Genomic DNA, 25,861 nt, shown 5'->3' with positions numbered 1-25,861 from the left:
CAGCGATCAGTACTGGATCGGCATCCCTCCCGGAAAATCTGTACGAATGCGGCCGCGCACGACCTGCGTGTCGTTGGTGACGTAGATGGTCCGGCCCGGCCCGAACGCGCAGTTCGAGACGCGTCCCGCGATAGGGGCAAAGCCGATGTGTTCGCCTTTCGGCGAGAAGACGTAGATGCCCCCACGACCGCTCGCCCAGATGTTGCCGGCCGAGTCGGCCTTCATGCCGTCGCCGCCGGTGCCGCCGACCTGCGCACTGGCGACGAACTGCCGTTGTCCGGTCGGCAGACCTGACGCATCGAGATCGATGGCTACCCACCCCGAACGGTCCGTGGCGTAGAGCACGCGGTTGTCAGGCGACAACGCGATGCCGTTCGGGAAGAGATTGTCGGCAATCAGCTGCACCCGATCGTCAGGCGTCACACGGACGACGCCGGTGTAGGTCAACTCCCGAAGCGGTGACGTCTGCACGCCCGTCAGACCGTAGGGCGGATCGGTGAAGTACACGTCGCCGTTGCGGGCGACGACGAGATCGTTCGGACTGTTGAAGCGCTTCCCCTGGTAAGACTCTGCGAACACGTCCTTCTGACGCGTGGCGAGATCCACTCGCGCCAGCGCGCGCAGGCCGCTGTCGGCGATCAGCAGTCCACCACGACCGAACGCCAGGCCATTCGATCCTGCCTCGCGAATCGACGCAGGGATCGGAAAGCCTCGGTACCCGGACGGCGCCAGGAACGCATTGGTCCGCTTGCCATCCCACGCGTGGATCGCGTTGCCGGGCACGTCGGAGAAGAGCAGGTACCCCTCCTCGCCGCCCACCCATACGGGACCCTCCGTCCAGATGTACCCCGCCGCGATGACCTCGACACCGCCGTCCAGTGGATTGGCGATGCCGGGAAACGACACGGGCGACGCCGGCGCCTGAGCCGCCGCCGCGCTCCGCACGACTCCCGCGCCAAGAGCCACCACACCACCCGCCGCACGCAGGACCGATCGCCGATCTGTCTCCATCCGTTTGCCTCTCACCATTGCAGTCCAGTGGCATCAGCCGTCAGCGGTCCGGCGACGTTCGACGCCCGTGCGGCACGACGCGACGAGGCGTCCGGCGCGGTCACGGGCCTGCGCGTGGATGACGCTGCGCGCCCTGCCGGTCGCACCGAGTGCGACCTCGACGCCAGACACCGCTCCATCCCTGGCATCGATCGAACGGACGGGCCGTTGGTCCACGTAGAGATCCACGCGGGCGATCGCGCGGCTCGACTGCGACGCCGGCACCTTCGATGCGGCACTGACCACCATCCTGCCGACGCCATCGGGCTTCAGGGACAGCTGATATGACGGCCGCTGCTTGATGAGCCGTGCGGCGCGCGACAGGAGATCGACGTTGTCGCTCAGGAGATCGCGCCTCGTCATGAAGTGCATCACGTCCGGCACGACGCCGAACTCCTCCAGCGGCGAGCCCACTCGCTTCCCGACGCGAACACTTCGGCGCATCGCCACGATCAGCTCGGCCCCCTTCGGCAGCTTCCTGAAGGGCGACGCCGGATCGCCCTTCTGCGCTCGCAGCAGATCGTCCAGCGACCAGAAGTTGGCCCCGCCCGCGCCGGTGTTGCCGCTCGTGCCGAGCACCGGACCAATCCCATTGTCCTGAAAGCCCGCGGCGAAGATGTCCGTCGCGCTGTACGACAAGGCGTCCGTGATCAGCACGACAGGACCGTAGTAGACCTGCCCGATGCCATTGCACATGTCGTCGAGCGTGAGCGGGAACCCTGCCGAATAGGTGGCGCCCGTCAGCACGGCGCCGCCGATCGACGGCACCCATCGCTTCAGGTCCCAGTCATCGGGCGCGGACTTGCAGATCTGGAAGTTCAGCGGCGTGTTGAGGAACTCGAAGGCTTCCGGTTCGATGGTCCCGGGCGTCATCAGTTGCAGCAGCGACTCGGCCGCGCGGATGTTGCCGCCGGGATTGCCGCGCACGTCGAGTACGAGTCCGTCCTGCGGAAAATCCTCCTTCGTGATCAGCCTGGCGAAGGCCCGGCGGAAACGCCACGCATCCGGCACGTCGAAGCTGAAGATGCGGACGTACCCGAACGTCCGGCCCAGCACCGTCTTCTTCTTCGCGTACAGGACGTCCTTCATCGAACCGAGCGCGGCGGAATCGTCGTGCCGATACAGGTCGCGCTTGATTTCGATGATGCGTGTCCGCTTGACGTCCACCGCAGCCCTCTTCTTGCCGGCGTCCGTGGACGACGCGCGGCCGGCACGGGTCGTGTGTACCAGCCAGCACGCGCGATGGCTCGCGATCGCGCCATTCCTCGCGCGGAACACGACGTCCACCCACATCTCGTCTGGCGGCAGGGAGCTGTTGAGCGGACGGATGGTGAGGTTGTCGAGTCCGCGAGCGAACCGGGCGTCGGGGTTGCTCCCCGCCTGCGACTCGCCGTTGATCTGGATGGCGCGTGCGATCGGGACGCCGTTCCACGCGAGCACGTCGACACCCGGCTCGAACCGGACCTCGCGCCCATCGTCGGTCCGGCACAACGCATCCTCGTCGCGCAACATGGTCCGCGTCACGACGAAGCGTTCGCGCGTGCGTTCGAAACACTGCTCGACCAGGAACGGCAGATACGCGGTGCAGTCCCTGAAGGGTTTCGGGAGCAGATAGAGCGTGTGCAGGTCGCGCGTCGATCCGAAGATAGACAGCATGCGGCGATGGAAGTCGATCGTGCGTTCGAGCACGTTGTTCCACTCGGCGAGCTGGAACCGGAGCAGCTCGAGCTGCCGGATGGGATCGATGGCGTGAATGGCGCGCTTCATCGGGAGATGGACGTAGTTCATCTCCATCAGCACCAGCGCCTGCTCGACGATGCGCAGCCGCTCCTCCCTCGAGAGTCCGGCATCTCGCTCGGACGCCTCGAGGAAGGTGTGGAGGTCGCGCCTCGTCCCGCGGCCGCTCCCTGCACGGGCGATGTCCAGCAGGTCGCGCCGCTTGCCGAGTTCGACGTCAGGCATGTCTCTCTACCGCTTCTTCGCCGCCTTCTTCACTGCCTTCTTCGCCACCTTCTTCGCGGGCGCCTTCCTGCCACCGCCGCCCTGACCGCCCCCCGGATCCCCTTGTTTACTCGATGCCATGTGCCGTCTCCTTGTGTGCGTTGTCCGCCCTCGTCGACCCGCGCACCTGCGCGAGCTGCTTCAATAGACCGTCGATGTCTGGCCGCTGCGCGTACCCGCGGTAGTTGTCGTCGCCCCAGCGCGTCTCGAGCGCCGCGCGACTCGCCTCGGCACGCGTCGCGCAGTCATCGGCGAGCGCGCCGTCGCCCGCCAGCCGCGCGGCACGCGCCGCCACGAGCCACGCGCGCCACGCGGACTCGAGTTGCGACCCGGCAGCGAAGAGGCGCTGCGCGGCCTGCGCGTCGGCGAGCGCGCCCGTGGCGTCACCGGCGGCCAGTCGGACATCCGCCGACGCGAGCAGCGTCGTGGAGAGCAGTCGAGGCAGCTTCAACGCCCTCGCCTCTCTCACCGCATCCTCCATCAGCGCGACGGCTGGCTTCGATGCGCCGGAGCGGGTCTCGGCGAGCGCGAGCGTTGCCCTGGCCTGGAGCGCCGCGTCCTTGTAGTCGGGTTCCGCCAGCGTGAGGGCCGTCCTGGCTCGTGCCCGCGCCTGTGCGCGGTCGCCAAGGCTGAGGGCCATCTGCGCGCGGATCACGTCCACCCATGCAAGCTGCGACTTGAACCGTGAGTCAGGCCCGGCGGCAATGGCGTGCGCGTCATCGAGCGCGACCCTCGCTTCGTCATACCGCCCCAGCGCCAACAACGACGAGGCACGATTGACCTGGTCCCATCCCATGCCGACACGCGCCCCGAGCAACGTGTTGATGCGATGACTCTCCGTGAAATGCGGGAGCGCCTCGGCATACTGCTCCTGGTTGTCGCCGAGCAGGACGCCGATGCTGGAATGCGCCGCCGCCAGCCGCGCAGGGTCGCCGGACTGCGTAGCCAGCGCGAGCTGCTCGGTGAACGCCTTCATCGCGACCGCGTAGTCGCCCTTGTCGGCATGGGCCCGCCCGAGCAGGATCAGGGCATTGGACGTCTCGGCGCGATATCCCGCCGGCTGGAAGAACGTCCGCGCCGTCTCGAGGTGGTATACCGCGTCATCGACGTGGCCTTCCTGCGTGCTCAGGCTGCCGAGCGCGAGATGAGCCCGCGCTTCGAGGCGAGGCGACTGTTCGTATCGCGCCAGATCGAGTGCCTGTTCCAGATACGTGCGCGTGCGTGCGAACTCGCCTCGTGCCAGCAGCGTGTACCCGAGATCGATCAGCCCGTTGGTGGCGAGTGTCCTGCTGTTGATGGTCTGCGCCGCCTTCACTGCGTCGGCAGCGATCGCCTCGGCTCGCCTGCTGTCGCCGATGGCGTAGTACACGTTACTGAGCTGCAGCGACGTCCTGATCGCCTGATAGTCGTTCGACGAGGCGCGTGACAGCGCGAGCGAGTGTTCCAACTGCGCCTGCGCGTCTGGCAGTCGCCTGATCCGGGCAGACAACGCACCACGCTGATAGTGCACTTCAGCCAGGCCTTCCTGGTTCGACATCGCCCGATAGACGTCCTCCGCCTTCGAGAAGGCCTCGGCGGCCTCCGCCAACTGCTGCCGACGACCGTGCAGGATGCCTGCGCGCAAGAAGCCGGCAGCCGCCTGCGGATCGAGCCGCGTGGCTCGCACGTACGCGTCGATGGCCCGGCCGGGATCCTCGTTCTTCTCATGGGCGCGACCGAGATCGACGTAGGCGGCGGCCTTGTCCGCATCACCGGCGGCATCCGCGATCGACGTGTACTTCTCCACCGCCGTCTTGAAGTCGCGCCCGAGCGTCGCCGCGACGGCGTCGACATAGGTGGACTCGGCCGCCGTCAGCGCCGACCGATCCGGGAGGCGCGTCATCGCCTGCAGCAGTTCTTCGCGCGCCCTGTCGGCCAGTTCCATCTCCGCATACGCTTCCGCCCGCCGTGCGCGTGCCAGCGGGAAGTCGCCGTCGATCGCGATCGCCCGATCCAGCGCCTTGCTCGCCTGAAAGTACGCGCCTTCACGAATCGCGTCCGTGCCGCGGTCCAACCACGCGACGGCCTCCGGAGCAGGCACGTGCCGCCCGCGTGACATCAGGCCCGACACGAACCAGGCAGCGCCGCCCAGCACGGCAAGAGCGCACAGGGCCAGCATCGCGTGTCGGAGGGATCTGCCGCGCGCGCGCGGCGCCAACGGCGCCGGGGGCGTTGGTCGGGACGTCGAGCCATCGAGCGAGGGCGCGAGGGCGCGCAGGTCGTCGCAGAGTGCGCGGGCCGATCCGTGGCGCGCCGTGGCGTCCCTGGCCATCGCTCGCGCGATGACCGCGTCGAGCGCCGGAGGCATCGCCGGGTCGATCGCCGAGGGTGGAGGTGGCGTGAGGCTCATCACGCGCATCGCCACTTCCACCAGCGTGCCGCCGCCGAAGGCGGATCGGCCCGTCGCACATTCGTAGAGCGTGACCCCGAGCGCGTAGATGTCGGAGCGCGCGTCGCTCCCCATGCCACGCAACTGCTCCGGGGACATGTAGGCCGGCGTGCCCGCGAGGTTCCCAGCCCCCGTCAGTCCCTCGCTCGTCAGGGTCACGGCGGAATCGACAGGGGCCCGCTTCGCGAGTCCGAAGTCCAGGATTTTCAGTTGGCCGCGCGGTGTGAGAATGATGGTCTGCGGCTTGATGTCGCGGTGAATGACGCCCGCGGCATGCGCCGTCTCCAGCGCCAGCGCCGCCTGGATGCCGATGTCCACCACCTCGGCTGGCGTGAGGGCGTGCTGCGCGATCCGCTCGGTCAGGCTCTCGCCCTCGACGTACTGCATGACAATGAAGACGCAGTCGTCTTCCTCGCCCACCTCGTGGATGGCGCAGATGTTGGCGTGGTCGAGCGCGGCAGCGGCTTTCGCCTCGTTGATCAGCCGGCGCCGGGCCACGTCGCTGCCCGACGTCTGCTCGGGCAACATCTTGATCGCGACCTTGCGACCGAGCGTGGTGTCTTCCGCGAGGAAGACCTCACCCATCCCGCCGGAACCCAGCTTCCGGACGATGTGATAGTGGCTGATCGTCGATCGTGCCAAGGGCGCATCTTAAGCCCTGCCATAGCCGCCGCACAACGCGCGCCGAGCCACTGCGCCTGACGTGCAGGAAACTGGACTGAGGTCTGCCATGAGAATGCTGCAAGGATGCGCTGTGCTGATGACCCTGAGTCTCGGAGCCGCCGCGATGGCGCAACCCGAGACGCCGATGTCGGCCCCCACGTCTGACCCGAGGCGGATGGGCTGGATGCAGGGGTTCCCGCCGAGCGAGGACAAGGTGATCCGCTTCACGGATCCCGACTACTTCTCGTTTCCGAAGCTGCGCTGGACCGTCTGTCACTTCCGTGAGCTGATGCCCAGCGTCGGGGTGAACCGCGGCCCCGAGGCCGTGCGCCCCCTGCCGGTGGCCCTCGACGGGTCCATCGACGCGGTCAGGTTCACGCCGCTCGGCTCGCAGGACCCGATGACCTGGGACGCGGCGTTCGCCGCCAACTACACCGACGGCGTCATCGTGCTGCACCACGGCCGGGTCGTCTACGAGCGCTACGACGGCTGCCTGACGCCCACCTCGTTGCACGGGGCGATGTCGGTCACCAAGTCCCTGACCGGGTTGCTGGGCGAAATGCTGGTGGCCGAAGGCGTCCTGGACGAGTCGGCGCCGGTCGCCACACTGATTCCCGAGTTGAAGGACAGCGCCTTCGGCGACGCCACCGTGCGGCAGGTCATGGACATGACGACCGCGCTCGACTACTCCGAGGACTATGCCGACCCCGACGCCGAGGTCTGGGCCTTCGCCGCGGCCGGCAGCCCGCTGCCCAAGCCCGAAGGCTACACCGGCCCGCGCAGCTACTTCGCGTTCCTGCCGACCGTCCGGAAGAAGGGCACGCACGGCGAGGCCTTCGGCTACAAGACGGTCAACGCCGACGCGCTCGGCTGGCTCGTCGCCCGCACGACCGGTGCGTCGGTGGCCGATCTGCTGTCGGCGCGCATCTGGACCCGGCTCGGCATGGAGCGCGAGGCGTTCTACACGGTCGACTCGATCGGGACGCCGTTTGCGGGCGGCGGGTTCAATGCCACCTTGCGGGACCTGGCCAGGCTTGGCCAGCTCATGCTCGACGAGGGACGGTGGGACGGTGCGCAGGTCGTCCCGTCGGCCGCCATCGACCGCATCAGGCGAGGGGGCCGCCAGGACACCTTCGCCAAGGCCGGCTACGCGCACCTGGCCGGCTGGAGCTACGGCGGCATGTGGTGGGTGAGCCACGACGACCACGGCGCCTACGCGGCGCGCGGCGTGCACGGCCAGACCATCTGGATCGACCCGACGGCCGACATGGTGATCGTGCGCTTCGCCTCCCATCCGGTGGCAGCCAACGCGGCCAGCGATCCCACCTCGCTGCCGGCCTTCCGGGCCGTGGCCGAGCACCTGATGGCGAACGACCCGACACCGCTGCTGGGCCGGGAATGGGCGATCGACGACATCGCCGGCGTGGCCGCCGTCGCCGACCGCCGGGCCACGCTGCGGTTCCTGCCTGACGGGCGACTGGCTGGCAGCGCGACGTGCAATCGCCTGGTGGGCCGCTACGAGGCTGAGGGCCAGACGCTGCGCCTCCATCCCGGCGGCACGACCATGGTGGCGTGTCCTGACGCGCTGATGAGACAGGAGCGCGCGCTGCTGGCGCTCCTGCCAGCCATCGACCGCTACCGCATCGATCCCCCAGGGGTGCTGGTGCTGAGCACCGCGGATGGTCGATCGATCCGGGCCCGGCGGCGCACCGGCGACTGATCGCGGGGGCCGCGAGCCCTCCGACGGGCCGCTGACGGTCAGACCGACATGCCGGCCCTGAAACCAGCACGCATGGCCGGCGGATGGTGGACACGCTCACCGCCGCGGTCTTCGTCTTCCCTGGCCTGTCGGCAACAACGGCACCAGACGATCGGTTGCACCAGGGAATCGTCAGGTCCGTGATATGACACGTGGCGTGACAACGGAGACACGGACGTGCGCCTGACGGTGGTACTCGTGACGATGCTCGTCGTCGGTGCGTCCGCGACGACGGTCTCCGCGCAGGTGCCGCCGGCGGTCGACCAGACGGCGCTGGCCGCGCTGTTCGACGTTCCGCGGGCGTACGAGGGACGGTTCGGTGACTATCGCTCGCCACTCGTCTTCTCCGACGGTACCTTCGTGCGAACGGCCGCCGACTGGGATCGTCGGCGGGCCGAATTGCTTCGTGAGTGGCACGACCTCATGGGTGCCTGGCCGGCCGTGCTGGCCTCACCTCGATTCGAGGCGCTGTCGTCGGACCGTCGCGACACCTTCACGCAGACGCGCGTGCGCGTGGAAGTTGCGGCCGGCCAGCTCACCGACGGCTGGCTGCTCGTCCCGGACGGCCGCGGACCGTTCCCCGCGGTGTTCATCCCGTTCTACGAACCCGAAACGAGCGTGGGTCTCGGCGGCCGACCGGAGCGGGACTTCGCCCGGCAGTTGACGCGCGCCGGGTTCGTGACGCTGTCGATCGGCACACCCGGCGGTGATGCACGACTTCCGGACATGGGACCGGTGCATGGCGTGCAGCCGTTGTCGTACTACGCGTACGTCGCGGCCAACGCCTGGACTGCCCTGGCCGCTCTCCCTGAAGTCGACGCCACCCGCATCGGCATCGTCGGTCACAGCTACGGCGGCAAGTGGTCGCTGTTCGGCGGCGCGCTGTGGGATCGGTATGCCGCCGTCGCCACGAGCGATCCCGGCATCGTCTTCGACGAGACGCGGTCCAACGTGAACTACTGGGAGCCGTGGTATCTCGGCCTCGATGCCGCGCGTCCTCGTCCGACACCGGGCGTGCCGTCGGCAGAGAACCCGCGCACCGGCCCGTACGCGCGGATGATGGAGACGGGTCGCGACCTCCACGAACTCCACGCGCTCATCGCGCCACGGCCATTCTTTGTCAGCGGCGGCGCGGAAGATCCGCCCGAGCGATGGAAGGCGCTCAATCACGCGATCGCGGTGAACCGGCTGCTCGGCTACGAGCGTCGCGTCGGCATGTCGAACCGCGCGGAGCACTCACCCGACGCGCAGTCCAACGCGCAACTCGTGGCGTTCTTCATCCACTACCTCGCCAGGCCGCGCCCGTGAGCCACGCTCGGCGTGCTACTTGCTGACGTTCGCGCGGATGAATGCCTGGACCTCTGCCCGGATGGCAGACTGCTCGACGGCAATCAGGAGGTGCCCGCCCTTGTCGAAGGCCAGCAGACGCGCACCGGGGATGGTGGCCGCAGCCACTTCCGCGTTGCGATACAGCTGCAGCGAGTCGTCCTTCGCGTGGATGACCAGCGTGGGTGCACGAACCGCGGCGATCCGTTCGTTCGGCATCGCCGCCGTGTTGTCGAACATCACGCCGGCGTAGCGCGTGGCAACGGGGTTCATGTCGTCGATCACCCGGTCCACCAACGCGCGCTGACCGCCGGTGAGCCCTGCGATGACCGCGTCGTCGGCACCCATCAGTGCCATCAACTGCTTCCGCCACAGCGTACTGACGCTCCAGTAGAGCACGTCGTATTTGAAAATCCTTGTCAGCGTGTCGCCCTTCCGGCTGGCCTCCGCCTGATCGCCATCAGACGATGAGGCGACACCGCACGAGAGCAGGCTCAACGATGACACGCGTTCTGGATAGAGCACGGCGAAGAGCAGCGCGGAGGGCCCCCCGTGGGAAAGCGCGAGCACAGCAACCGTGTCGATGCCGAGCGTGTCGAGCAGGCGAGCGTAGGCCCGCGCCTGATCGTCGAATGTCGCGCCCACCGGAACCGTAGAGCGCAGGTAGCCGAACCGCGACGGTGCAATCCAGTGGAACCCGTCGCCGAGCACCGCTTCGGCGATCAATTCCCCCTGATCGAAACCGCCACCGCTGCCGTGTACCACAAGGACCGGCACGCCGCTGCCCGCCTGCTTGAACTCGATGTCGCCATGCGGCGAGGCGATGAGCACACTCGCGTCAGCGACGCGCGCATACGCGCGCCGAATGTCGATCGCGACCACGACCACGCCGGCCACGACGAATACCAGCGACGCGAACGAGAGCCATTTCACGATCGACATCGACATCTACTCTGCGACGGCCTCGGTCCCGCGCTGCCTGAGGCTTCTCGAGATGCGCCTGCATGTCCCCGATCTGGCCGGGGCCTGCGTGGGACTGCCCCCGTCCGATTCGTGGCCCCCGACAACGCGGAAGGAACTGCGATCCTCTCACGACGCCTGATGCCGCGCGTCTGGCTCGTGCACCGCGGCTGGCGTGACCATGCGGGTGTCGGCCCTTGTGACTATCGACCGTATGGCGGGTCACCATCGTCGGCCACTTCGATCATCACTGACTCGCCGGCGCGCAGCGACATGGGCAGTCCCTGGACGAGTTCCGCACCGAGTCGCGCCTGCGCACTGCCCGTCCCCACCCGGACGCGATAGCGCTTGTCGTGCCCGACGGTGAACCACTCCGGCCACTCGTTGAGCCGCGGATAGTTGATCGGAAGGTGCAGGTGATCCCGATGCCGTGGATGATCGAGCCGCAGCGTACCCGTCCAGTCGGTTTCGGCGCGGACAAGCATCGCAACGGTGTTGCCGTCACGTACGGCGCCGAGATGCACGCGCGGCGACCACGGCTCGAGGTGCGCGCCCTGCGTCTTCCACATGACGTACATCAACGCCGTGCGGATCGTGTTGCCATCGCCATACCAGTCCTCGACGATGCCGCTCGGCTCCACGACGTCGAGCATGCGATCGACAGCATCGTCGATGCGCTGTGGCAGTGCGGCGTTCGGCTCTCGATTGAGGAGCACCAGTGCCGATTCGATGGCATCGGAATACGAGTTGGCGCGCCACCAGGCGACGGGCGGCGTGTCGCTGAACAGATACGCCGGCGTGCGCGACACGGTCTCCATCGCTCGCACCACTGCATCGCGATAACGCGTCTCCCCCGTCGTCAGGTACGCCGTGTAGACGCCGTTGAACATGTATCCCCAGCAGTGCGCCGGACGATTCGCCAGGGGCTTGCCGGTGACGATGTCGATGTCGTGATGCCAGACGCCGTCTGGCGTGCGTCCCACTTCGAGGAGCTTGTCGATCATGCGCATGAATGCGGGGCGATACTGGTCCGCCTTGTCGGGCCGCACATGCGTCGCGAGGACGAACGCTTCCGACAGTCCACCGACGATCTCGTTGCCGTGATCCGACAGGACGAAGCGCGTGGTCAACGGAGTCTTCGTCGCCACGTCCCAGCGGTCGGCGGGCAGATGGTTCGTCGTCGGCAGCATGTCGAGGAAGTAGAAGTCCGCGATGGCGAGGACCTGATCCAGATACGCCCGCTCACCCGTCCTGAAATACAGGCGCGTGAGCACCTGCAGCATGTTGCCGTTGACCTCGGTGGTCTGCGCGGGGAGTCGGCCGCGTGCTGTCTCGTACGGTGCGTGACGGATGATGTCCGTAGCCAGACCGGTCATTCGGTGGTACCAGGGCGTGTCGCCGAAGATCTCTGTGAGCGGGATCAGGCCGTCCTTCATGTACTCGCTGGAGCCGAAGATGATGCGATCGAGGTCCGGCGTCGCACGCACGAAGCCGCGGCCGCCCGGCTGAAGGTCGTCGGACAACCGACCCACACGCGTCGTCAGCAGCATCTCCTGACGCAGGATGTCGAGCATGGCCCCGTGGTACACGCCGGGGTCCGTGAAGCGCGCCGCCATGACCATGAACGGATAGAGGTCGGCCGCCGAGTCGGCCACCGCCCAGTTCGGGTCCGGCGCGTTGCCGTTGAAGTGCCCCATGCGCGGCAACAGGCCCGTCACGGCATCTCGGCGCGCGAGCCAGCCGTGCATGATGCGACGGCTCTCGACCAGCGCTCGCGTGGCCTGACGTCCATGTTGCGCCGCCCGCGTCTCGCGGGTGTCGCTCGCCTGCTCCGATGCAGACAGGACAGCGACAGTCGTGACGGCCAGCAGAAGTGCTCCCACAGCCGGCCCGTACCAGCGTCTGCGGTGGCCGCCCGCGGTCGCCCTGTCGATCGTTGGCATCGAGCCCTCGTGCCGGTGTGTCATGCGCGCACTATACGCGCGTCTTCCCGGTAGTGCCGGGGCGATGCCGTGTCACGTGGAAATGGAGGCCAGGGGTATCAACCCCTGGCGACGACGCGCGGGACGCGGAGTCAGTCCTGCCTGAGCGCGACGCCGGGCGACACGCGTAACGCTCGTCTGACAGGTAGCAGGCAGGCGAGCGCCGCGACGCCGGCCAGCAACAGCGGCACGCCAACGTACGCCGTGACGTCGAAGGTCCTGATCCGCAGGGGAGACGCGGCCGCCAGGTACGAGAGTCCGATGCAGCACGGCAGTCCCACGCCGAGCCCCCAGGCAAGACATCGGGCCGGTTCGTTCAGGATGCGACCGAGCACGTGTCGCGGCCGCGCACCGATCGCAACGAGCACCCCGATCTCGCGACGACGACGTTCGACCGAGTAGCTGACGACCGAATAGAGTCCGAGTGCCGTCAGCAGCAACGCCACCATCCCGAGGCCGCCTGCAATGGCGGCAGCGGCCCGGAACGGGAACTGCTGCACGGCTGCGGCACCGGCGAGGCTGCGCACCGTGCACCCTGTGGAGCCCGGGACCTCGCCGCACGCGCGTCGGACCGCCTCGACCGACGCGGCCTGCACGTCACTCAGACGCGCCAGCGCCCAACCCATGTCCTCCTGTCCAACCGCGCCGGGCAGGTAGAACATGATCGATTCGGGGCCCTGGAAGATGAAGCCATTGATGACGTCGGCAGCAACGCCAATCACTTCGTACGTGCCGTGCCAGGCTGGCTCTCCGTCTTCATCCGCCGTGACAGTCAGCGTCTGACCAACGGCCGTTCCACCCGGCCAGAGCGATCGCGCGGTGCGCGCACTGACGATCGCCACAGGAGTGCGTGCCGCAGCCTCTGTCGGCGTGAACGTGCGCCCGCTGGTCACCGCCACGCCCGTCGTCGCGAAGTAGTGTTCGTCCACGCGCATCCACGACGCGCGGACGATGGCGTCGCCGATACGTGCGTTCGTGCGCGGCAACTGCCCCATCAACGGACCACGGGAGACGACAGTCACACCGTCGACGCCGGCCTGCGCCCGGAGATGGTCCATGACGACGGCTGTCGGTGGGTCCATGTTCACGCCGAACGTGCGGTCGACGTCGAACCCCGACGGCGTCGACGCCAGTTCCTGGACGTTGCGCACCAGGAGCCCCGCCAGGATCAACAGCACGAGGCTCGCGCCCACCTGCCCTGCCAGCAGCGTGGACCGCAATCGGCCGCGACGCCTGCTGACGAGATCGACGGCGTCGAGCGCGGGCAGCATGCCGAACACGCCACCAGCCGTCATGCCGAGTAGCGCCGCATACGCAAGTAACCGCCAGTCGACTGAGAGTGGCAGGATCGTCGCGCCGGCATCGGTGGCGATGGAGAACAGCCACGCCTGCAATTGCGAGACGCCTGTCACGGCCATCGACAGACCGATGGCCGCGCCCGCCAGCCCCAGCAGCGTGGCCTCGGTCAGGAGCTGGCGAACGATACGCGCGCGACTGGCACCAACCGAGAAGCGGGTCGCAATCTCGGGCCGGCGCGCAGCCACTCGCGCGAGAAACAGGTTGGCCAGGTTCGCGCTGGCAATCAGCAGCACCAGCAGGAACGTCGCGAACAACATCGGCGCCAGCAGCGGCACCTCGGCGGCGGCGTCAGATAGATAAGTCGTGTGATGCTCGACGACGACTCGCGCGATCGCATCGCGCCCATCACGCTCGAAACGCCGGGCGACCGACGAGAGCGCGGCTTCGGCTCGCTCGGGCGAGACGCCTGGCCGCAGCAGCGCCGACATACCGTGCCGCTCGCCGAGGTCCTCACGCAGCGCCTGCCGCATGCTCGCATGGACCCAGAAGTCGGGCACCGCGATTCCGACGCCGGAGAAGGATGCCGGCAGGACTCCGACGACGGTGAACCACGTCGACCTGACGCGTACGTGTCTTCCGAGAGGCGTCGGATCGTCTGGAAACAATCGGCGACGGCCGGCGTCACTCAGCACGACGACGGCCTGGTATCGATCGCCGGACGTGAACACGCGGCCCTGGACGGCGGCGCCGCCGAGCAGCGGGAAGAACGTCTCCGACACCGCCATGACCATGCTCTGCCGCTGCTCCGGTTCGAGAAGCAGCACCTGGAGCATCCCGGTGGCGGTGTAGATACCTTCGAGTTCTTCCGGTGCGGCAGCGCGCAGCACGTCCACTTCGTCTGTCGTCCACGCGGCCACGCGGCGCTCCTGCGCGTCGCGCGGCACGAGATCCACGTGCCTCTCGGCGCCGCGAATCGGCAGCGGCCGGAGTACGTAGTGGTTGTACAGGGTGAAGAACGCAGCGTTGACACCGATCGCCACAGCCAGGATGGCCAACGCCGATACGGTGAAGATGGGACTCTTGCGGAGGCTTCGCGTCGCGAACCTGACGTCGGCGCTCACCTCGTCGAGCAGTCGGAACCCGAGCGCCTGTCGCGCATCGTCCTGATGGGCCGTCACGCTGCCGAACTCGAGGCGTGCCCGGCGGCGCGCCTCGTCGAGCGAGACGCCGTCGTGCGCGGCCAGATCGGCCGCGCGTGCCTCGATGTGGAATGCCATCTCGGCACGCATCGACGCGTCGAGATGGCGCCGGCGGAACTGCCGCCGCAGCCAGCCGATCATTCCGCGCTCCGTGCCGCCAATGCCAACTCCATGCCGGTGGCGAAGGCCTGCCAGCCGTCCAGTTCCTCCGAGAGGCGCCGCCGGCCGGCGCGCGTCAGCGTGTAGAACTTGGCCTGCCGATTGTTGTCGGACACACCCCATTCCGCGTCGAGCCATCCTCTGGTCTCGAGCCGGTACAGGGCCGGATACAACGCCCCCTGTTCGATCTGGAGGTGGCCTCCGGAGATCTGCTGGATGCGCAGCAGGACGCCGTACCCGTGCTGCGGGCCGAGCGAGACCGCCTTGAGGATCAGCAGGTCGAGCGTGCCGGGAAGAATCGGAGTGGCCATCGGTCGTTCTCCTAACTCAATTAGGTTAACGCCGCGCTCTCCTAACCTGTCAAGGAGAATGTGACGGAGCGACGGGCCGATTCTTGCGCCAGCCGCCCGGCGCCGACGTCGCGCACGAGGACGAGCGGGCCGGAATGCGCGGCACTATACTGGCGACGTGGCTTCCGTCGCTGACGACCTGCGGCACATGACGCACCGCGAGGTGTGTGCCCTGTCCGCGCGCGATCGCATCGCACTGGCGCTGGCGCTCGGCGACGCCGACGTCGACCTCTTCGCGCGCTTCAACGGCATCTCGCCGGCAGACGCGCGATGCACGCTGCAGGCGCGGCGGACCAGGGGCCGCAGGCCCTCATGCGCCACCACGGTGTCGGTTCAGGCGCCATGACGCTGCTCGATCGCGTGGGTGCGTACCTTGCCGGGCAAGACGTGCGGTACGCCGTCATCGGTGCCGCGGCACTGGCCGTCCGAGGCGTAGCCCGCTCCACTCACGATGTCGATGTCCTCGTTGTCGACCGCCGCGTACTCGACGCGGCATGGTGGGAGGCTCTGCGCGCTGACCACTCGGAACTCGAGATCGATGTCAGGCGCGGCGATCACGAGGATCCGCTCGCCGGGGTCGTGCGACTACGAGCCCCCCGAGAACGGACGGTCGACATCGTCGTCGGACGGCACGCGTGGCAGACACGTGCACTCGATCGCGCCGATCGACATTCCGACCTCCCACCTGTCGTCGCCGCGCGGGACCTCATCCTGCTGAAGCTTTACGCTGGTGGGTCGCAGGACCTCTGGGACGTCGCGGAACTCCTGCACCTGCCCGAAGCCGACCGCCTCATCGCGGACGTGGAGACGGACCTCGCTTCAGTACCGCGCGAACTGCGCCGTGCCTGGCGGACCGTCCTCGATCGCCTCTAGCAAGGCCCTGTGCGCCGGGCAGTTGCTCACGCCACACGTCAGGTCCGGCAACGATTCTCCAGCCGCCTCAGGTGTCAGTGGCGCCCGTGGCCGTACCCGACATCGAGAACCGACATCCCCTGGCAAGGAGCCGTGCCAGACATCCGTGGTCATCGGCCAGGGTCCGCCGATCGAGGATCCGGGGATCGGATCGATGCTGCTGGCTGCCCACTGCGCGTCAGCCCTCGAAGGCGCGCGAGACGATGCAGGCGTTGATACCGCCGATGCCCATCGACAGCTTGCCGCCGAGGCCAGATGGCACATCCACGGCGTGGTCGAACACGAAGCGTGTGTGCGTGCGCGCGATCGATTCGTTGAGCGCGTCGCGCACGAGGGGCGTCGGGAAGAGCCGCCCTCGCGCGTAGCCGAGGTACTGCGCCGTCAACTCCCACCCGCCGCCGGCGCTCATGCCGTGGCCGAACGTGCCCTTGCGCGCCGTCACGAGCACCTCGTCGGACAGGATCCCTCGCAGCGTCGTCACTTCCGAGTAATCGCCTGGCGTCGCCGTTGCGTGCAGGTCCCACGTGGCGATGTCGCCCGCCTGTGCGCCGGCATCGGTGAGTGCCTGCGCGATCGCGGCGGACGGCCCCTCCGGCGACGGCGTGATGATGTGATGCGCGTCCGACGTCACGCCGACACCGACGGGTTCCATGCCAAGCGGCGTGAATCCCCGCGCCTCCATGTAGTCGAGGTCGCCGACGATCCACACGGCCGCGCCTCCGGAGACGTGCGTGCCTTGCAGGCGCGTCAACGGCAGCGACACGCCGCGGTTGGCAGAGAGCACACGCGCGTTGTAGAACGCGCCGACGGTGAGTGGATGCGGCGGTGGATCGGTGGCGCCTACGACGACGGCTTTCGCGCGCCCCTCGCGGATGGCGTGCATCGCCATGTGCAGCGCGACGCCGAACGTGGAACAGGCAGCGGCAGGCGCGAACGCCTCCCCGGTGATGCGACCGAGGATCGAAATCTGCGCCGCCGGCGTGTTCTGGAGGTTCCAGAGCAGGTCAGGCGAGACGGCCCAGGGCGGATCAGGTGCGTTCCACCGTTCCTGCAGGCGCGTGCGGTTCTTCTCCTTCTCGCGAATCACGTGGAGCTTGCCGGTCTCGACGCTGCCGTCCATGGCGGCGCTGTCGATGGCCGCGAGTTCGTCGAGATAGGTTCGCAGGTCGGCATCGCGCCCGGCCCAGAAGGCGTCCCATCGCGCCTGCCGTTCGTGCAGCGCCACGCTCTCGCGATAGATGGTGTGCAGGTTGCCGAGCCCGCTGCCGACGTAGACGTGTGCGGCAGTCCCGAGCGACTGGAGTACCTGCTCGATGCCCGCGTTCTGGCCGAGTGCCTGGATGAACGCGCCCACGGCATAGAGCGCCGGATAGTCCATCTTCTCGACCAGCCTCCGGTAGTGCCTCGGCGCGAATCGCTCGCTGACCCACCCCTCGTACACACCGAAGTCGAACGGCGGCGTCCCGACGAGGAAGTTGTCAGGACCGAAGCCGTTGAACGGCGCCAGCCAGCTCTCCGTGGCATCGAGGTTGCGCGCGAACGTATCGATGTCTGGCGATGTCGGCGCAACGATGCCCCAGCCGAAGATGCCGACGCGTGGTCGTGAATCGGACATGCGCCGAGTGTACTGCCGCGCGGGCTTGCGCTGGAGCGGCTCGTCGCTCACGGGCATGGTCTGGCCCTGTCGCACCCCGTCATCCTGGCAGCGGCGCGGACGAACGGGTTGAAACCCGTTCGCCCCATGCTGGAGGGGCGCGCTTGTCGAACCGGCTCCGCCATTCACGGCATTCGGCACCGCCCTACGGTCGGACCCGACCTTCGACTCCACTCAGGTCGCCCTGATCTCACCGCCGGGTGGAAGGTCGACCCTCCCTACTTGCCGCAGCGGGTAGGGCCGATTCTCCGAGCCAGGCCCCTACGCCGTGGCGGATGGTGCGGCCAGGGCGGTGATGGCCTGGCTCACCTCGTCGCGACTGGCGACGAGGACGACGGTGGTCCCGGCATCGATCACCGACGAGCCGCGCGGGGCCTCGACGCCGCCGCCGGCACGATGGAGCGCCGCGAACACGCCGGACCGCGGGAAATCGGGTCGCGCCGCCAGTTCCATCACGGTGCGACCGGCTGCCACGCTGCCGGCGGGAATCGTCAGTTCGAAGGCGATGGCCGAACCGTCGCCAATCAGCATCGCGTGGCGGATGGAGTCGTGCTCGACGGCCGTCGCGATCGCGCCGGTGATGAGGTCGGTTTCCGACAGCACGCGATCGATCCCTGCCTTGGCGTACACGGATCGGTACGCGTTGTCGCGCCTCCGCACCATCACGCGCTCGACGCCCGCGGCACGCGCCAGCAACGACACGGCGAGATTGTCTGCATCACGGCGCAGCATGGCGACCACGATGTCCATCCCACCGATCGCGGCATCGTCCAGGACCTCCGCGGTGGTGGCGTCGCCGGCGAGTGCCACGAGCCCGTACTGCTCGGTGGCGCGCCGTACGACGACGGGGTCGGTATCGACGATGGTGACGGCGTGGCCGAGGCGCAGCAACTGGATGGCCACCTCGAGGCCGGCGCGGCCGGCTCCCACGATCAGGATCTTCATCGGACGTCCTCTGGAGCGTGCTCGCCTGCCGACGACGCGAGCAGTTTCTCGTCGATCGCGGCGACGTGGTCGCCCGCCGTGCGATCGGTGATGAGTCCTCGCCTGGCCGCGTCGAGGATCGCCGCCTTCTGTGCGATGAGCACCGCGGGGCCCACGACATCGTGCGCCGAGTGCGCACCGGCGGCCCGCAACGTGCGCTCGGCACCGATGATGTCGCGCTGGAACGCGGCGCGCTGCTCCGCATGCTCACGCCTCGAGATCAGTCCGGACGCGAGCAACTGATCGAGTTCCATCTGCGCGCGGCGCGCGCCGATCAACACGGCACGGCCCTCGTCCACCTCGTGCGCGTCCGCCTGCCCCGCCACGCCGAGCCACGTGAGGAATCGCCGGAACGGCAGCGCCTGCGTCAGGAGCGTCACCAGCGTCACGCCGAACACGATGGCGATGAGCCGCTCTCGATACGGGATGCCTTCGGGCAGCGACAGGACCGCGGCCATCGACAGCGCCCCCTTCACGTTGCCGAACACCATCACGTGCTGCCATCGCCACGGCACGCCCTGTCCGGACAGGTGCAGCGCACCGAAGCAGATGTACACGGCCACCGCACGGCCCGCGTGCAGCGCGATCACGGCCAGCACGATCGGCCACGCTTCGCGGACCAGCATCTCGCCACTCAACTGGATGCCGACCAGCAGGAACAGCCACACGTTGATGACGAACGCCGCGACTTCCCAGAAACCCTGCAACGCCAGGACGCGCGACGCCTCGAGGTGCTGGCGCATCTCGTGGCCCACCATCACACCGGCGACCACCACCGCGATCACCGCCGATCCGTGCAGGTGCTCGGTGAGGAGCGACGTGGCGAAGACGGCCACGAGCGACGCGAGGATGGCCGTGAGATCGTCGGGGGCGAAGCGAAGCACGAACGCGCCCACCGTGCCGCCGACGGCGCCGAGCAGCAACCCGGCGACGATGGCCACCAGCAGCATCCGGGCAATCGCCGACGGCTCGGCGTAGCCCTGCATGACCACGGTGGCGCAGATGCTGACCAGCACCAGTGCCGTGCCGTCGTTGAACAGGCTCTCGCCCTCCATGATCGCCGCCAGTTTGTGCGGCACGCGCACGCTCCGGAACGCCAGCAGCACGCTCACCGTGTCGGTGATGGCCAGCACCGCGCCGAGCAGCAGCGCCACGGCGAAGGGCAGGTTGATCTCCCACGCCGCCACCGTGGCGGTGGCCACGAGCGAGATGGCCACCCCGGGCACAGCCAGGGCCAGGATCGGGCGCGCCGCGCGCTTCATGCTGACGTCGTCTGCCGAGAGCGCGCCCTGGAACACCAGGATGGGCAGGAACAACAGCAGCACGACGTTGGGATCCATCGTCGTGCGCGGCAGCACGTCCATCAGGACGAGCAGCAGGCCGACGACGACCAGGGCAACGTTATAGGGGGCGTTGACGCGCTTGGCCAGGATGGCGATGCCCGAGCCGATGGCCAGGACGATGAGCAACTGCTCGAGGTACTCACGCATGGAATCGCAACATTCTCTCTTGAAGTGATGTCGCGTGCCACACTCTGCGTCGGCCTGCCAGACGATTGGGGGTGACGGGCGCGAGCGTGCGGTCGTGGCACGGAGTTGGAGCCGCCGACCTCCTCCGATCCGCGTGATGCGCTCATCTCGGCGACGCGGACGGCGATGGCATCGTCGTCCGCGCGAGAGTCAATGGCTGTGCGGAGGCGGTTCAGCCGGCAGGAATTCGTATCTGGCGTAGATGTCGCGCGCGGCCTGGCTGGACATGAAGTCGTAGAACTTCGCGGCCGCGTCTGGACGCGGCGCCGCGCGCATCTGTCCGATGACGTACGTGGCGAACACGTTCTGCGCATCGGGGATCGCGACGCCGTCGATCGGGTGCCCGATGGCTTTCTGGAAGGCGACCTCGGTGTGCCATACGGGCCCGACGTCGGACTGCCGCGCCAGGATGCGCATCGGTGTCTGGCGATGATGGATGCGCGTGAGGAAGGTGGTGCCATTCTCCGTCTTGGCCACCATCACGCGGGCGCGCAACGCCTCGCCACCGGCCTTGCGGTACGCCTCTTCGATGCGTTGACCAACGCCTTCCCATGCCGGGTTCGGCATCGCGACACGCAACGAACGCCGGCCGAGATCCGTCAATCCCGTCACGCGCTTCGGATTGCCTGCGTGAACCATGAGCGCGAGACGATTCCTGGCGTACGTCATGGTCCGCGAGAACAACGCGTCCATCGAGTGCATCCGGGCCTGCCCTGCGGCATACACGTCGGGCTTGTGCGTAATCGTCATGTTACCGATCGTGATCTCGCCGGCCTCGATCTGTCTTGCGAGGACCCCGGGCGGCAGGGTCTCGACGAAGACGCGCTGAATCTCGGGATGCGCCTGCCGGAAGGCCTCGACCAGATCGCGGACCACCATGAACTGGTTGCCCGCGAAGAAGACGACCAGTTGCGGGTCGTTCACGTCGCCGTGAAGGTCAGGCACCGTGTCGATGCCAGCCACGGTGAAGTCGTTGGCTCGCGGCAGCGGGTTCCATGGCGGATCGAACGTCGTCACGACGGCCGGCGCGCAACCCGCCATCAGCGCACAGGCGACGACGCCCAGGCCGAGCCTGAATGAGGATGCGGTCATGGTGTCTCGCGATCTCGCGCGGCGGCGCCACTCAGGGATGCATGATCGCCCAGCCCTGCTGCTGGAGGATGATCAGCTCGCCGTTGGCGCTCGGCACGTACGAGATGAACGGCAGCATGTCGGTCTTCGGGATCTTGCGTTCCGCGAGCGTGCGTTCGCACTGCAGCAGGGCCACGCCCTCGTCTGCCAGCGCGCGCAGCGTGGACTCGAAGCCACCGTCCTTGCGAAGTGTCTTCACTCCGCTCCCATGGACGACGAGCCGCACCTGCAGCTTCCCCTTCAGGCGCGGATCCGTCAGCGCGTTCCCGATGTTCTTCAGCGCCGCCGCGATGTGCGCATCGTCGCCACTGTTGATCTGGTAGGCGACCAGATAGCGGTCCTTCGTGGCGGGCGTGCCCTGCGATCCATCGCCACCGGTCTGCGCGACGGCCGGCACGGCAACGAGGACGAGCGTGAGCGCCGCCGTCCCGGCGGCTCGAAGCAGACGGATCACAGGTGTCATGGCAACTCCCTGGCCACGGACCGATCGGGCCGCTGCCATTGAATCACGGAGTCGCGCTGAGGACAGCTCGGCGGCGCGCGAGGGCGCGCAGATCGGCACTACGCCGAGCGAAGGACGGATGCGGGGTCGACGCGCGCGGCCCTGACGGCGGGTACGAGGCTGCCGATGGCGGTCATGGCGAGAACGAGCGCCATCGCGGCGAGGGCCGTCGGCACGTCGACTGACGACGGCGACGGGCTGCGTCTCGGACGTGTCCGTCTGTGCGAGGTCCCGTCCCTCCCGCAACGGAATCCTCATCGCCTCGAAGTAGCCCGGGGTGGCGTAGCGAAGGAGCGCGACGTTGTTGTCGCGTCGATCCTCGACCACCGCACCGACGCCGACGGGGAAGATGCCGCCACGCATGTCGCCGAGCGGGAGGAAGCTGATGTACGCCGCGTGCGTGACGCCGGGCACGGCACGCACGTCGGACAGGACGCGCGCGTAGAACCGCGTGCGAGACTCGGTGTTCTCGTACTTCGGCATCGGCAGCGACGTCCGTGCCGTCAGCACGCCTGTCGTCGTGAACCCCGGGTCGACGACCCTGATGGTCCACAGCGCACGCAGGAGCAGGCCGCACATCACGAGCAGGACGACCGACGCCGCCAGCTGTGTGACGACGAGCGCGCCTCGCGCGCGCTCGCTGCCGGCTCCGATCGCACGCGCCCCTTCCCGTAAGCCCTCGCCCACACGATCGCGCGCGTGCCTGAGCAGCGGCACGAGCGACACGCTCAGCCCGGTCACCAGTGTGGCGAGCACGGCGAAGCCGAGGACGCGCGCGTCGATCGCGGGGACGTCGGTGATCGGCAACGCCGACGGCACCAGGCGCGAGAGCGCCGGCAAGGCGCCGGCTGCCAGGGTCACGCCCACGACACCGCCGAGCCCGGTGAGCAGGAGCGTCTCGGTCAACACCTGGCGTACGAGCCGTTCACGACCGGCACCGAGCGCCAGTCGCAGGGCCATCTCCCGCCGTCGCGCGATCGCGCGTGCCACCAGCAGGTTGGCGAGATTCGAGCACGCGAGCAGGAGCACGCACGCCGATGCTCCCGCGAGCGCGAGCAACATCAACCGCGCCTGCTGCCCTGCCTCGTCGCGCAACGCCGTCACATTGGCGCCCGTATGCTCGTTCTCTGTCGGATACGCCTGCTTCAGCCGCTCGGCGAGCCACGACATCTCGGTTCGTGCCTGCTCGATCGGGACATCGCTTCGCACGCGCGCGACGACGTCGAGGTAGTTGTCGTTGCGATCGACGAGCGCCTCGGCCGCGAGCCGCATCGGCACCCACAGTTGCGTACTGCGACGCGGGAAGTGGAAGTCGCGCGGCATCACGCCGGCGATGGTGTGAATCTCGTCGTCGAGGCGGATCGTGGTACCGACGACCGAGGGGTCGGCCCCGAACTCGCGCTCCCAGAGCCCGTGACTCAGGAGCACCGTGGCGGGAGCGCCTTCACGATCGTCGGCCTCGGTGAAGGCGCGGCCGAGGCGCGGCGTCGCGCCGAGCGTTCGCAGCAGATCGGCCGTCACCACGGTGCCATCGATGCGCGAGGGCCGTCCGGAACGAATCAACGTGGCGGAGAGACCGCGGTAGGCGGAGAACGTCTCGAACGACGTCGCCATGCCCTTCCAGTCGCGATAGTTGGCCGGCGACAGTTCCATCTGCGAGAAGCCCGGCCGCCGCTCCCACACCTTCACGAGTCGATCGGCGTCCGGGAAGGGCAACGGCCGCAGGAGCACCACGTCCGCCAGCGAGAAGGCCGCCGTCGTCGCGCCGATCCCCAGTGCGACGAGCACCAGCACCGTCACCGCGAACCCTGGCGCCCGGCGATACGCGCGCCACGCGTCGCGTACGTCATGTTTCAGGATGTCGCAGTGCGCCGCCGCGGCGCTCACGCACGCGTCGAAGACGATGCGCAGCCAGAACGGTACGATGCGCCACGGCGTACGCACGTCGCGCCGCTCGCGCGCGATGAGCGCCTCCAGTTCACGGCCGTGCGCGTGACGGAACGACGCCGGGTAGAGACGGAGCAGCCAGCGCACCATGGCGTCAGATCCTGCGCGGCGCCAGGCCGCGGCTGCGCGCCATACGCACGAGGTCGGCAAGCCTGGCGGCCTCGGCCTTCGCCACGGCGACACCGAACGGCGTCACCCGGTAGTAGCGCCGGCGTTGGTCATCGTCTTCGGGCGCGGGACGGTCGTCGGTCTCGAGGATGAGGCCATCGTCGAGCATGCGCTGGATGGATCGATAGAGCGTGCCCGGGCTCAACCGGATCGCACCGGCCGTGAGCGATGCCACGTCCTGGATGATGGCGTAGCCATGTCGATCGCCGTCGGCGAGCGCCACGAGGATGTGGAAGGTGGCCGGCTGCAACGGCAGCTGTCCGGCAACATCGTCGTCGGAGTGCGCAGGCATGGACGCCATTATATGCGATATGGATATATCGTCAATGGACACATGCCCAGCCACCGGGCATCGGGCATCGGGCATCGGGCACCGGGACGTGCGATAGCATGTCGGACCATCGGAGGAACTCGATGTCGGATCGCGTGAAATACCTGCTCGATGAGTCGCGCCTGCCCACCCACTGGTACAACCTCGTGGCCGACCTGCCGTCGCCGCCACCGCCGGTGCTGCACCCGGGCACGCTCCAGCCTCTCGGGCCTGACGATCTCGCACCGTTGTTCCCGATGTCGCTCATCGCGCAGGAGGTCTCCACCGATCGCGAGATCGAGATTCCCGAACCCGTGCGCGACGTGTATCGCCAGTGGCGGCCGTCGCCGCTCTTCCGCGCACGCCGTCTCGAACGCGAGCTGCAGACGCCCGCACGCATCTACTACAAATACGAAGGCGTGAGTCCGGCAGGCAGCCACAAGCCGAACACGTCGGTGGCGCAGGCGTTCTACAACCGCGAGGCCGGCATCAGGAAAATCAGCACCGAGACAGGCGCCGGGCAATGGGGATCGTCGCTGGCGTTTGCCGGCGCCCTCTTCGGCATCGAGGTGCAGGTGTTCATGGTGCGCGTGTCGTACGATCAGAAGCCGTACCGGCGCGCGTTGATGGAAACCTACGGCGCCCGCTGCGTCGCCAGTCCGTCGAACGAAACGGCCTACGGTCGCGACGTCCTGGCGCGTGATCCGTCGTGCCGGGGCAGCCTCGGCATGGCGATTTCGGAGGCCGTCGAAGTTGCCGCGACGCGTGCCGACACGAACTACGCGCTCGGGTCGGTCCTCAATCACGTGCTGCTGCACCAGTCGGTGATCGGCCTCGAAGCGCTCGCGCAATTCGAGATGGCCGACGACTATCCCGACGTCATCATCGGTGCGGCGGGTGGCGGGTCGAACTTCGCGGGTATCGCGTTCCCGTTCATCGGTGCCCGCCTGCGCGGCGGGCCGTCGCCGCGCGTCATCGCCGTGGAACCGGCCGCGTGCCCGAGCCTCACGCGCGGACGCTACGCGTACGACTTCGGCGACACGGCGCACCTCACGCCGCTGACGCGCATGCACACACTGGGTTCGACGTTCATGCCACCCGGGTTCCACGCCGGTGGCCTGCGGTACCACGGCATGGCGCCACTCGTGTCGCACGTCAAGGAGCTTGGCCTCATCGAGGCGCAGGCGCTGCTGCAGACCGAGTGCTTCGCCGCCGGCGTGCAGTTTGCCCGCGCCGAAGGCATCGTGCCTGCGCCGGAATCGACGCACGCCGTGAAAGCGGCCATCGACGAGGCGCTGCGCTGCCGCGAGGAGGACGTCTCGCGCGCAGTGCTGATCAACCTGAGCGGACATGGCCACTTCGACATGCAGGCCTATACCGACTACCTGTCGGGCGCGCTCACGGATCAGAGCTATGACGAGGGAGAACTGGCGACGTCTCTCGCCGGCCTGCCGACGGTGGACGCGTAAGTCCCGGCAAGGGGCAACCGGCAACCGCACACCCGGGCACGGGGCCCGTCTTCGCGCCTGCGGCGCTGCCGCGCGGCAA

General features: G+C 68.2%; 18 protein-coding genes. 5 read left to right on the top strand and 13 right to left on the bottom strand.

From position 1 onward, the window contains the following. Positions 1 to 6: 6 nt before the first annotated feature. The 3 genes from IT182_04605 to IT182_04595 form a co-directional block, all read right to left on the bottom strand. Positions 7 to 1,011 carry an SMP-30/gluconolactonase/LRE family protein gene (locus IT182_04605; GenBank protein ID MCC6162615.1) on the bottom strand — a complete coding sequence of 335 codons (1,005 nt, stop codon included), beginning with the start codon at positions 1,009 to 1,011 and terminating at the stop codon, positions 7 to 9. Positions 1,012 to 1,044: 33 nt separating this feature from the next. Further along, positions 1,045 to 3,012: a peptidase S41 gene (locus tag IT182_04600; protein ID MCC6162614.1), complete on the bottom strand. Its 1,968-nt coding sequence runs from the start codon at positions 3,010 to 3,012 to the stop codon at positions 1,045 to 1,047. Between the two features lie 106 nt (positions 3,013 to 3,118). After that, a complete protein-coding gene (locus tag IT182_04595; GenBank protein MCC6162613.1) occupies positions 3,119 to 6,121 on the bottom strand; it encodes a protein kinase in 3,003 nt (1,000 codons plus the stop codon). 88 nt (positions 6,122 to 6,209) lie between these two features. On the opposite strand from IT182_04595, the gene IT182_04590 reads away from it, so the two are divergent. After that, the gene (locus IT182_04590) at positions 6,210 to 7,862 is read left to right on the top strand and encodes a serine hydrolase (GenBank protein MCC6162612.1); all 1,653 of its coding nucleotides are present in this window, start codon (positions 6,210 to 6,212) and stop codon (positions 7,860 to 7,862) included. Positions 7,863 to 8,147: 285 nt separating this feature from the next. Then, entirely contained in the window at positions 8,148 to 9,209 is a 1,062-nt protein-coding gene (locus IT182_04585) for an acetylxylan esterase (GenBank protein MCC6162611.1), read from the top strand. Between the two features lie 15 nt (positions 9,210 to 9,224). On the opposite strand, the gene IT182_04580 is transcribed toward IT182_04585, so the two are convergent. From IT182_04580 to IT182_04565, 4 genes are all read right to left on the bottom strand, one after another. After that, a complete protein-coding gene (locus tag IT182_04580) occupies positions 9,225 to 10,169 on the bottom strand; it encodes an alpha/beta fold hydrolase (GenBank protein ID MCC6162610.1) in 945 nt (314 codons plus the stop codon). A gap of 221 nt (positions 10,170 to 10,390) precedes the next feature. Further along, on the bottom strand, positions 10,391 to 12,154 hold the full coding sequence (locus IT182_04575; GenBank protein ID MCC6162609.1) for a hypothetical protein: 1,764 nt from the start codon (positions 12,152 to 12,154) through the stop codon (positions 10,391 to 10,393). A gap of 107 nt (positions 12,155 to 12,261) precedes the next feature. After that, the gene (locus IT182_04570; GenBank protein MCC6162608.1) at positions 12,262 to 14,808 is read right to left on the bottom strand and encodes an ABC transporter permease; all 2,547 of its coding nucleotides are present in this window, start codon (positions 14,806 to 14,808) and stop codon (positions 12,262 to 12,264) included. Next, the gene (locus tag IT182_04565) at positions 14,805 to 15,137 is read right to left on the bottom strand and encodes a PadR family transcriptional regulator (protein ID MCC6162607.1); all 333 of its coding nucleotides are present in this window, start codon (positions 15,135 to 15,137) and stop codon (positions 14,805 to 14,807) included. Before IT182_04565 ends, IT182_04570 begins: the two co-directional genes overlap by 4 nt. Positions 15,138 to 15,294: 157 nt before the next feature. Between IT182_04565 and IT182_04560 the strand changes: the two genes are divergently transcribed. Then, a complete protein-coding gene (locus tag IT182_04560; protein MCC6162606.1) occupies positions 15,295 to 15,522 on the top strand; it encodes a hypothetical protein in 228 nt (75 codons plus the stop codon). Beyond that, on the top strand, positions 15,519 to 16,049 hold the full coding sequence (locus tag IT182_04555; protein ID MCC6162605.1) for a hypothetical protein: 531 nt from the start codon (positions 15,519 to 15,521) through the stop codon (positions 16,047 to 16,049). Before IT182_04560 ends, IT182_04555 begins: the two co-directional genes overlap by 4 nt. A 217-nt stretch (positions 16,050 to 16,266) precedes the next feature. Here the strand turns inward: IT182_04555 and IT182_04550 are convergent, their stop codons facing one another. The 6 genes from IT182_04550 to IT182_04525 all read right to left on the bottom strand — a co-directional run bounded on the left by IT182_04550 (position 16,267) and on the right by IT182_04525 (position 24,295). Further along, on the bottom strand, positions 16,267 to 17,703 hold the full coding sequence (locus IT182_04550) for a beta-ketoacyl synthase (protein MCC6162604.1): 1,437 nt from the start codon (positions 17,701 to 17,703) through the stop codon (positions 16,267 to 16,269). Positions 17,704 to 18,003: 300 nt separating this feature from the next. Then, a complete protein-coding gene (locus IT182_04545) occupies positions 18,004 to 18,687 on the bottom strand; it encodes a TrkA family potassium uptake protein (protein ID MCC6162603.1) in 684 nt (227 codons plus the stop codon). Further along, on the bottom strand, positions 18,684 to 20,216 hold the full coding sequence (locus IT182_04540; GenBank protein ID MCC6162602.1) for a sodium:proton antiporter: 1,533 nt from the start codon (positions 20,214 to 20,216) through the stop codon (positions 18,684 to 18,686). Before IT182_04540 ends, IT182_04545 begins: the two co-directional genes overlap by 4 nt. Before the next feature lie 189 nt (positions 20,217 to 20,405). Further along, positions 20,406 to 21,296, bottom strand: coding sequence for a substrate-binding domain-containing protein (locus tag IT182_04535; GenBank protein ID MCC6162601.1), 891 nt, complete (start codon positions 21,294 to 21,296; stop codon positions 20,406 to 20,408). Positions 21,297 to 21,378: 82 nt separating this feature from the next. After that, positions 21,379 to 23,925, bottom strand: a complete 2,547-nt coding sequence (locus tag IT182_04530; GenBank protein ID MCC6162600.1) for an ABC transporter permease — start codon at positions 23,923 to 23,925, stop codon at positions 21,379 to 21,381. A gap of 4 nt (positions 23,926 to 23,929) precedes the next feature. Then, positions 23,930 to 24,295, bottom strand: a complete 366-nt coding sequence (locus IT182_04525) for a helix-turn-helix transcriptional regulator (protein MCC6162599.1) — start codon at positions 24,293 to 24,295, stop codon at positions 23,930 to 23,932. Positions 24,296 to 24,417: 122 nt separating this feature from the next. Here IT182_04525 and IT182_04520 point away from each other — a divergent pair, with 122 nt between their 5' ends. Continuing rightward, entirely contained in the window at positions 24,418 to 25,782 is a 1,365-nt protein-coding gene (locus tag IT182_04520; GenBank protein MCC6162598.1) for a TrpB-like pyridoxal phosphate-dependent enzyme, read from the top strand. Positions 25,783 to 25,861: the final 79 nt, after the last annotated feature.

It is taken from the genome of Acidobacteriota bacterium, assembly GCA_020845575.1.
Classification (GTDB): Bacteria; Acidobacteriota; Vicinamibacteria; order Vicinamibacterales; family Vicinamibacteraceae; genus Luteitalea.
Note: the sequence above shows the minus strand (reverse complement) of the source record. Positions and strands in the feature narration are given on the sequence as shown.

Excerpts from the sequence above, each read along its gene's own strand:
- IT182_04605 (MCC6162615.1), bottom strand. The coding sequence starts at position 1,011 with ATGGAGACAGATCGGCGATCGGTCCTGCGTGCGGCGGGTGGTGTGGTG.
- IT182_04600 (MCC6162614.1), bottom strand. The coding sequence starts at position 3,012 with ATGCCTGACGTCGAACTCGGCAAGCGGCGCGACCTGCTGGACATCGCC.
- IT182_04590 (MCC6162612.1), top strand. The coding sequence starts at position 6,210 with ATGAGAATGCTGCAAGGATGCGCTGTGCTGATGACCCTGAGTCTCGGA.
- IT182_04580 (MCC6162610.1), bottom strand. The coding sequence starts at position 10,169 with ATGTCGATCGTGAAATGGCTCTCGTTCGCGTCGCTGGTATTCGTCGTG.
- IT182_04575 (MCC6162609.1), bottom strand. The coding sequence starts at position 12,154 with ATGACACACCGGCACGAGGGCTCGATGCCAACGATCGACAGGGCGACC.
- IT182_04570 (MCC6162608.1), bottom strand. The coding sequence starts at position 14,808 with ATGATCGGCTGGCTGCGGCGGCAGTTCCGCCGGCGCCATCTCGACGCG.
- IT182_04565 (MCC6162607.1), bottom strand. The coding sequence starts at position 15,137 with ATGGCCACTCCGATTCTTCCCGGCACGCTCGACCTGCTGATCCTCAAG.
- IT182_04555 (MCC6162605.1), top strand. The coding sequence starts at position 15,519 with ATGACGCTGCTCGATCGCGTGGGTGCGTACCTTGCCGGGCAAGACGTG.
- IT182_04550 (MCC6162604.1), bottom strand. The coding sequence starts at position 17,703 with ATGTCCGATTCACGACCACGCGTCGGCATCTTCGGCTGGGGCATCGTT.
- IT182_04545 (MCC6162603.1), bottom strand. The coding sequence starts at position 18,687 with ATGAAGATCCTGATCGTGGGAGCCGGCCGCGCCGGCCTCGAGGTGGCC.
- IT182_04540 (MCC6162602.1), bottom strand. The coding sequence starts at position 20,216 with ATGCGTGAGTACCTCGAGCAGTTGCTCATCGTCCTGGCCATCGGCTCG.
- IT182_04535 (MCC6162601.1), bottom strand. The coding sequence starts at position 21,296 with ATGGCGGGTTGCGCGCCGGCCGTCGTGACGACGTTCGATCCGCCATGG.
- IT182_04530 (MCC6162600.1), bottom strand. The coding sequence starts at position 23,925 with ATGGTGCGCTGGCTGCTCCGTCTCTACCCGGCGTCGTTCCGTCACGCG.
- IT182_04525 (MCC6162599.1), bottom strand. The coding sequence starts at position 24,295 with ATGCCTGCGCACTCCGACGACGATGTTGCCGGACAGCTGCCGTTGCAG.
- IT182_04520 (MCC6162598.1), top strand. The coding sequence starts at position 24,418 with ATGTCGGATCGCGTGAAATACCTGCTCGATGAGTCGCGCCTGCCCACC.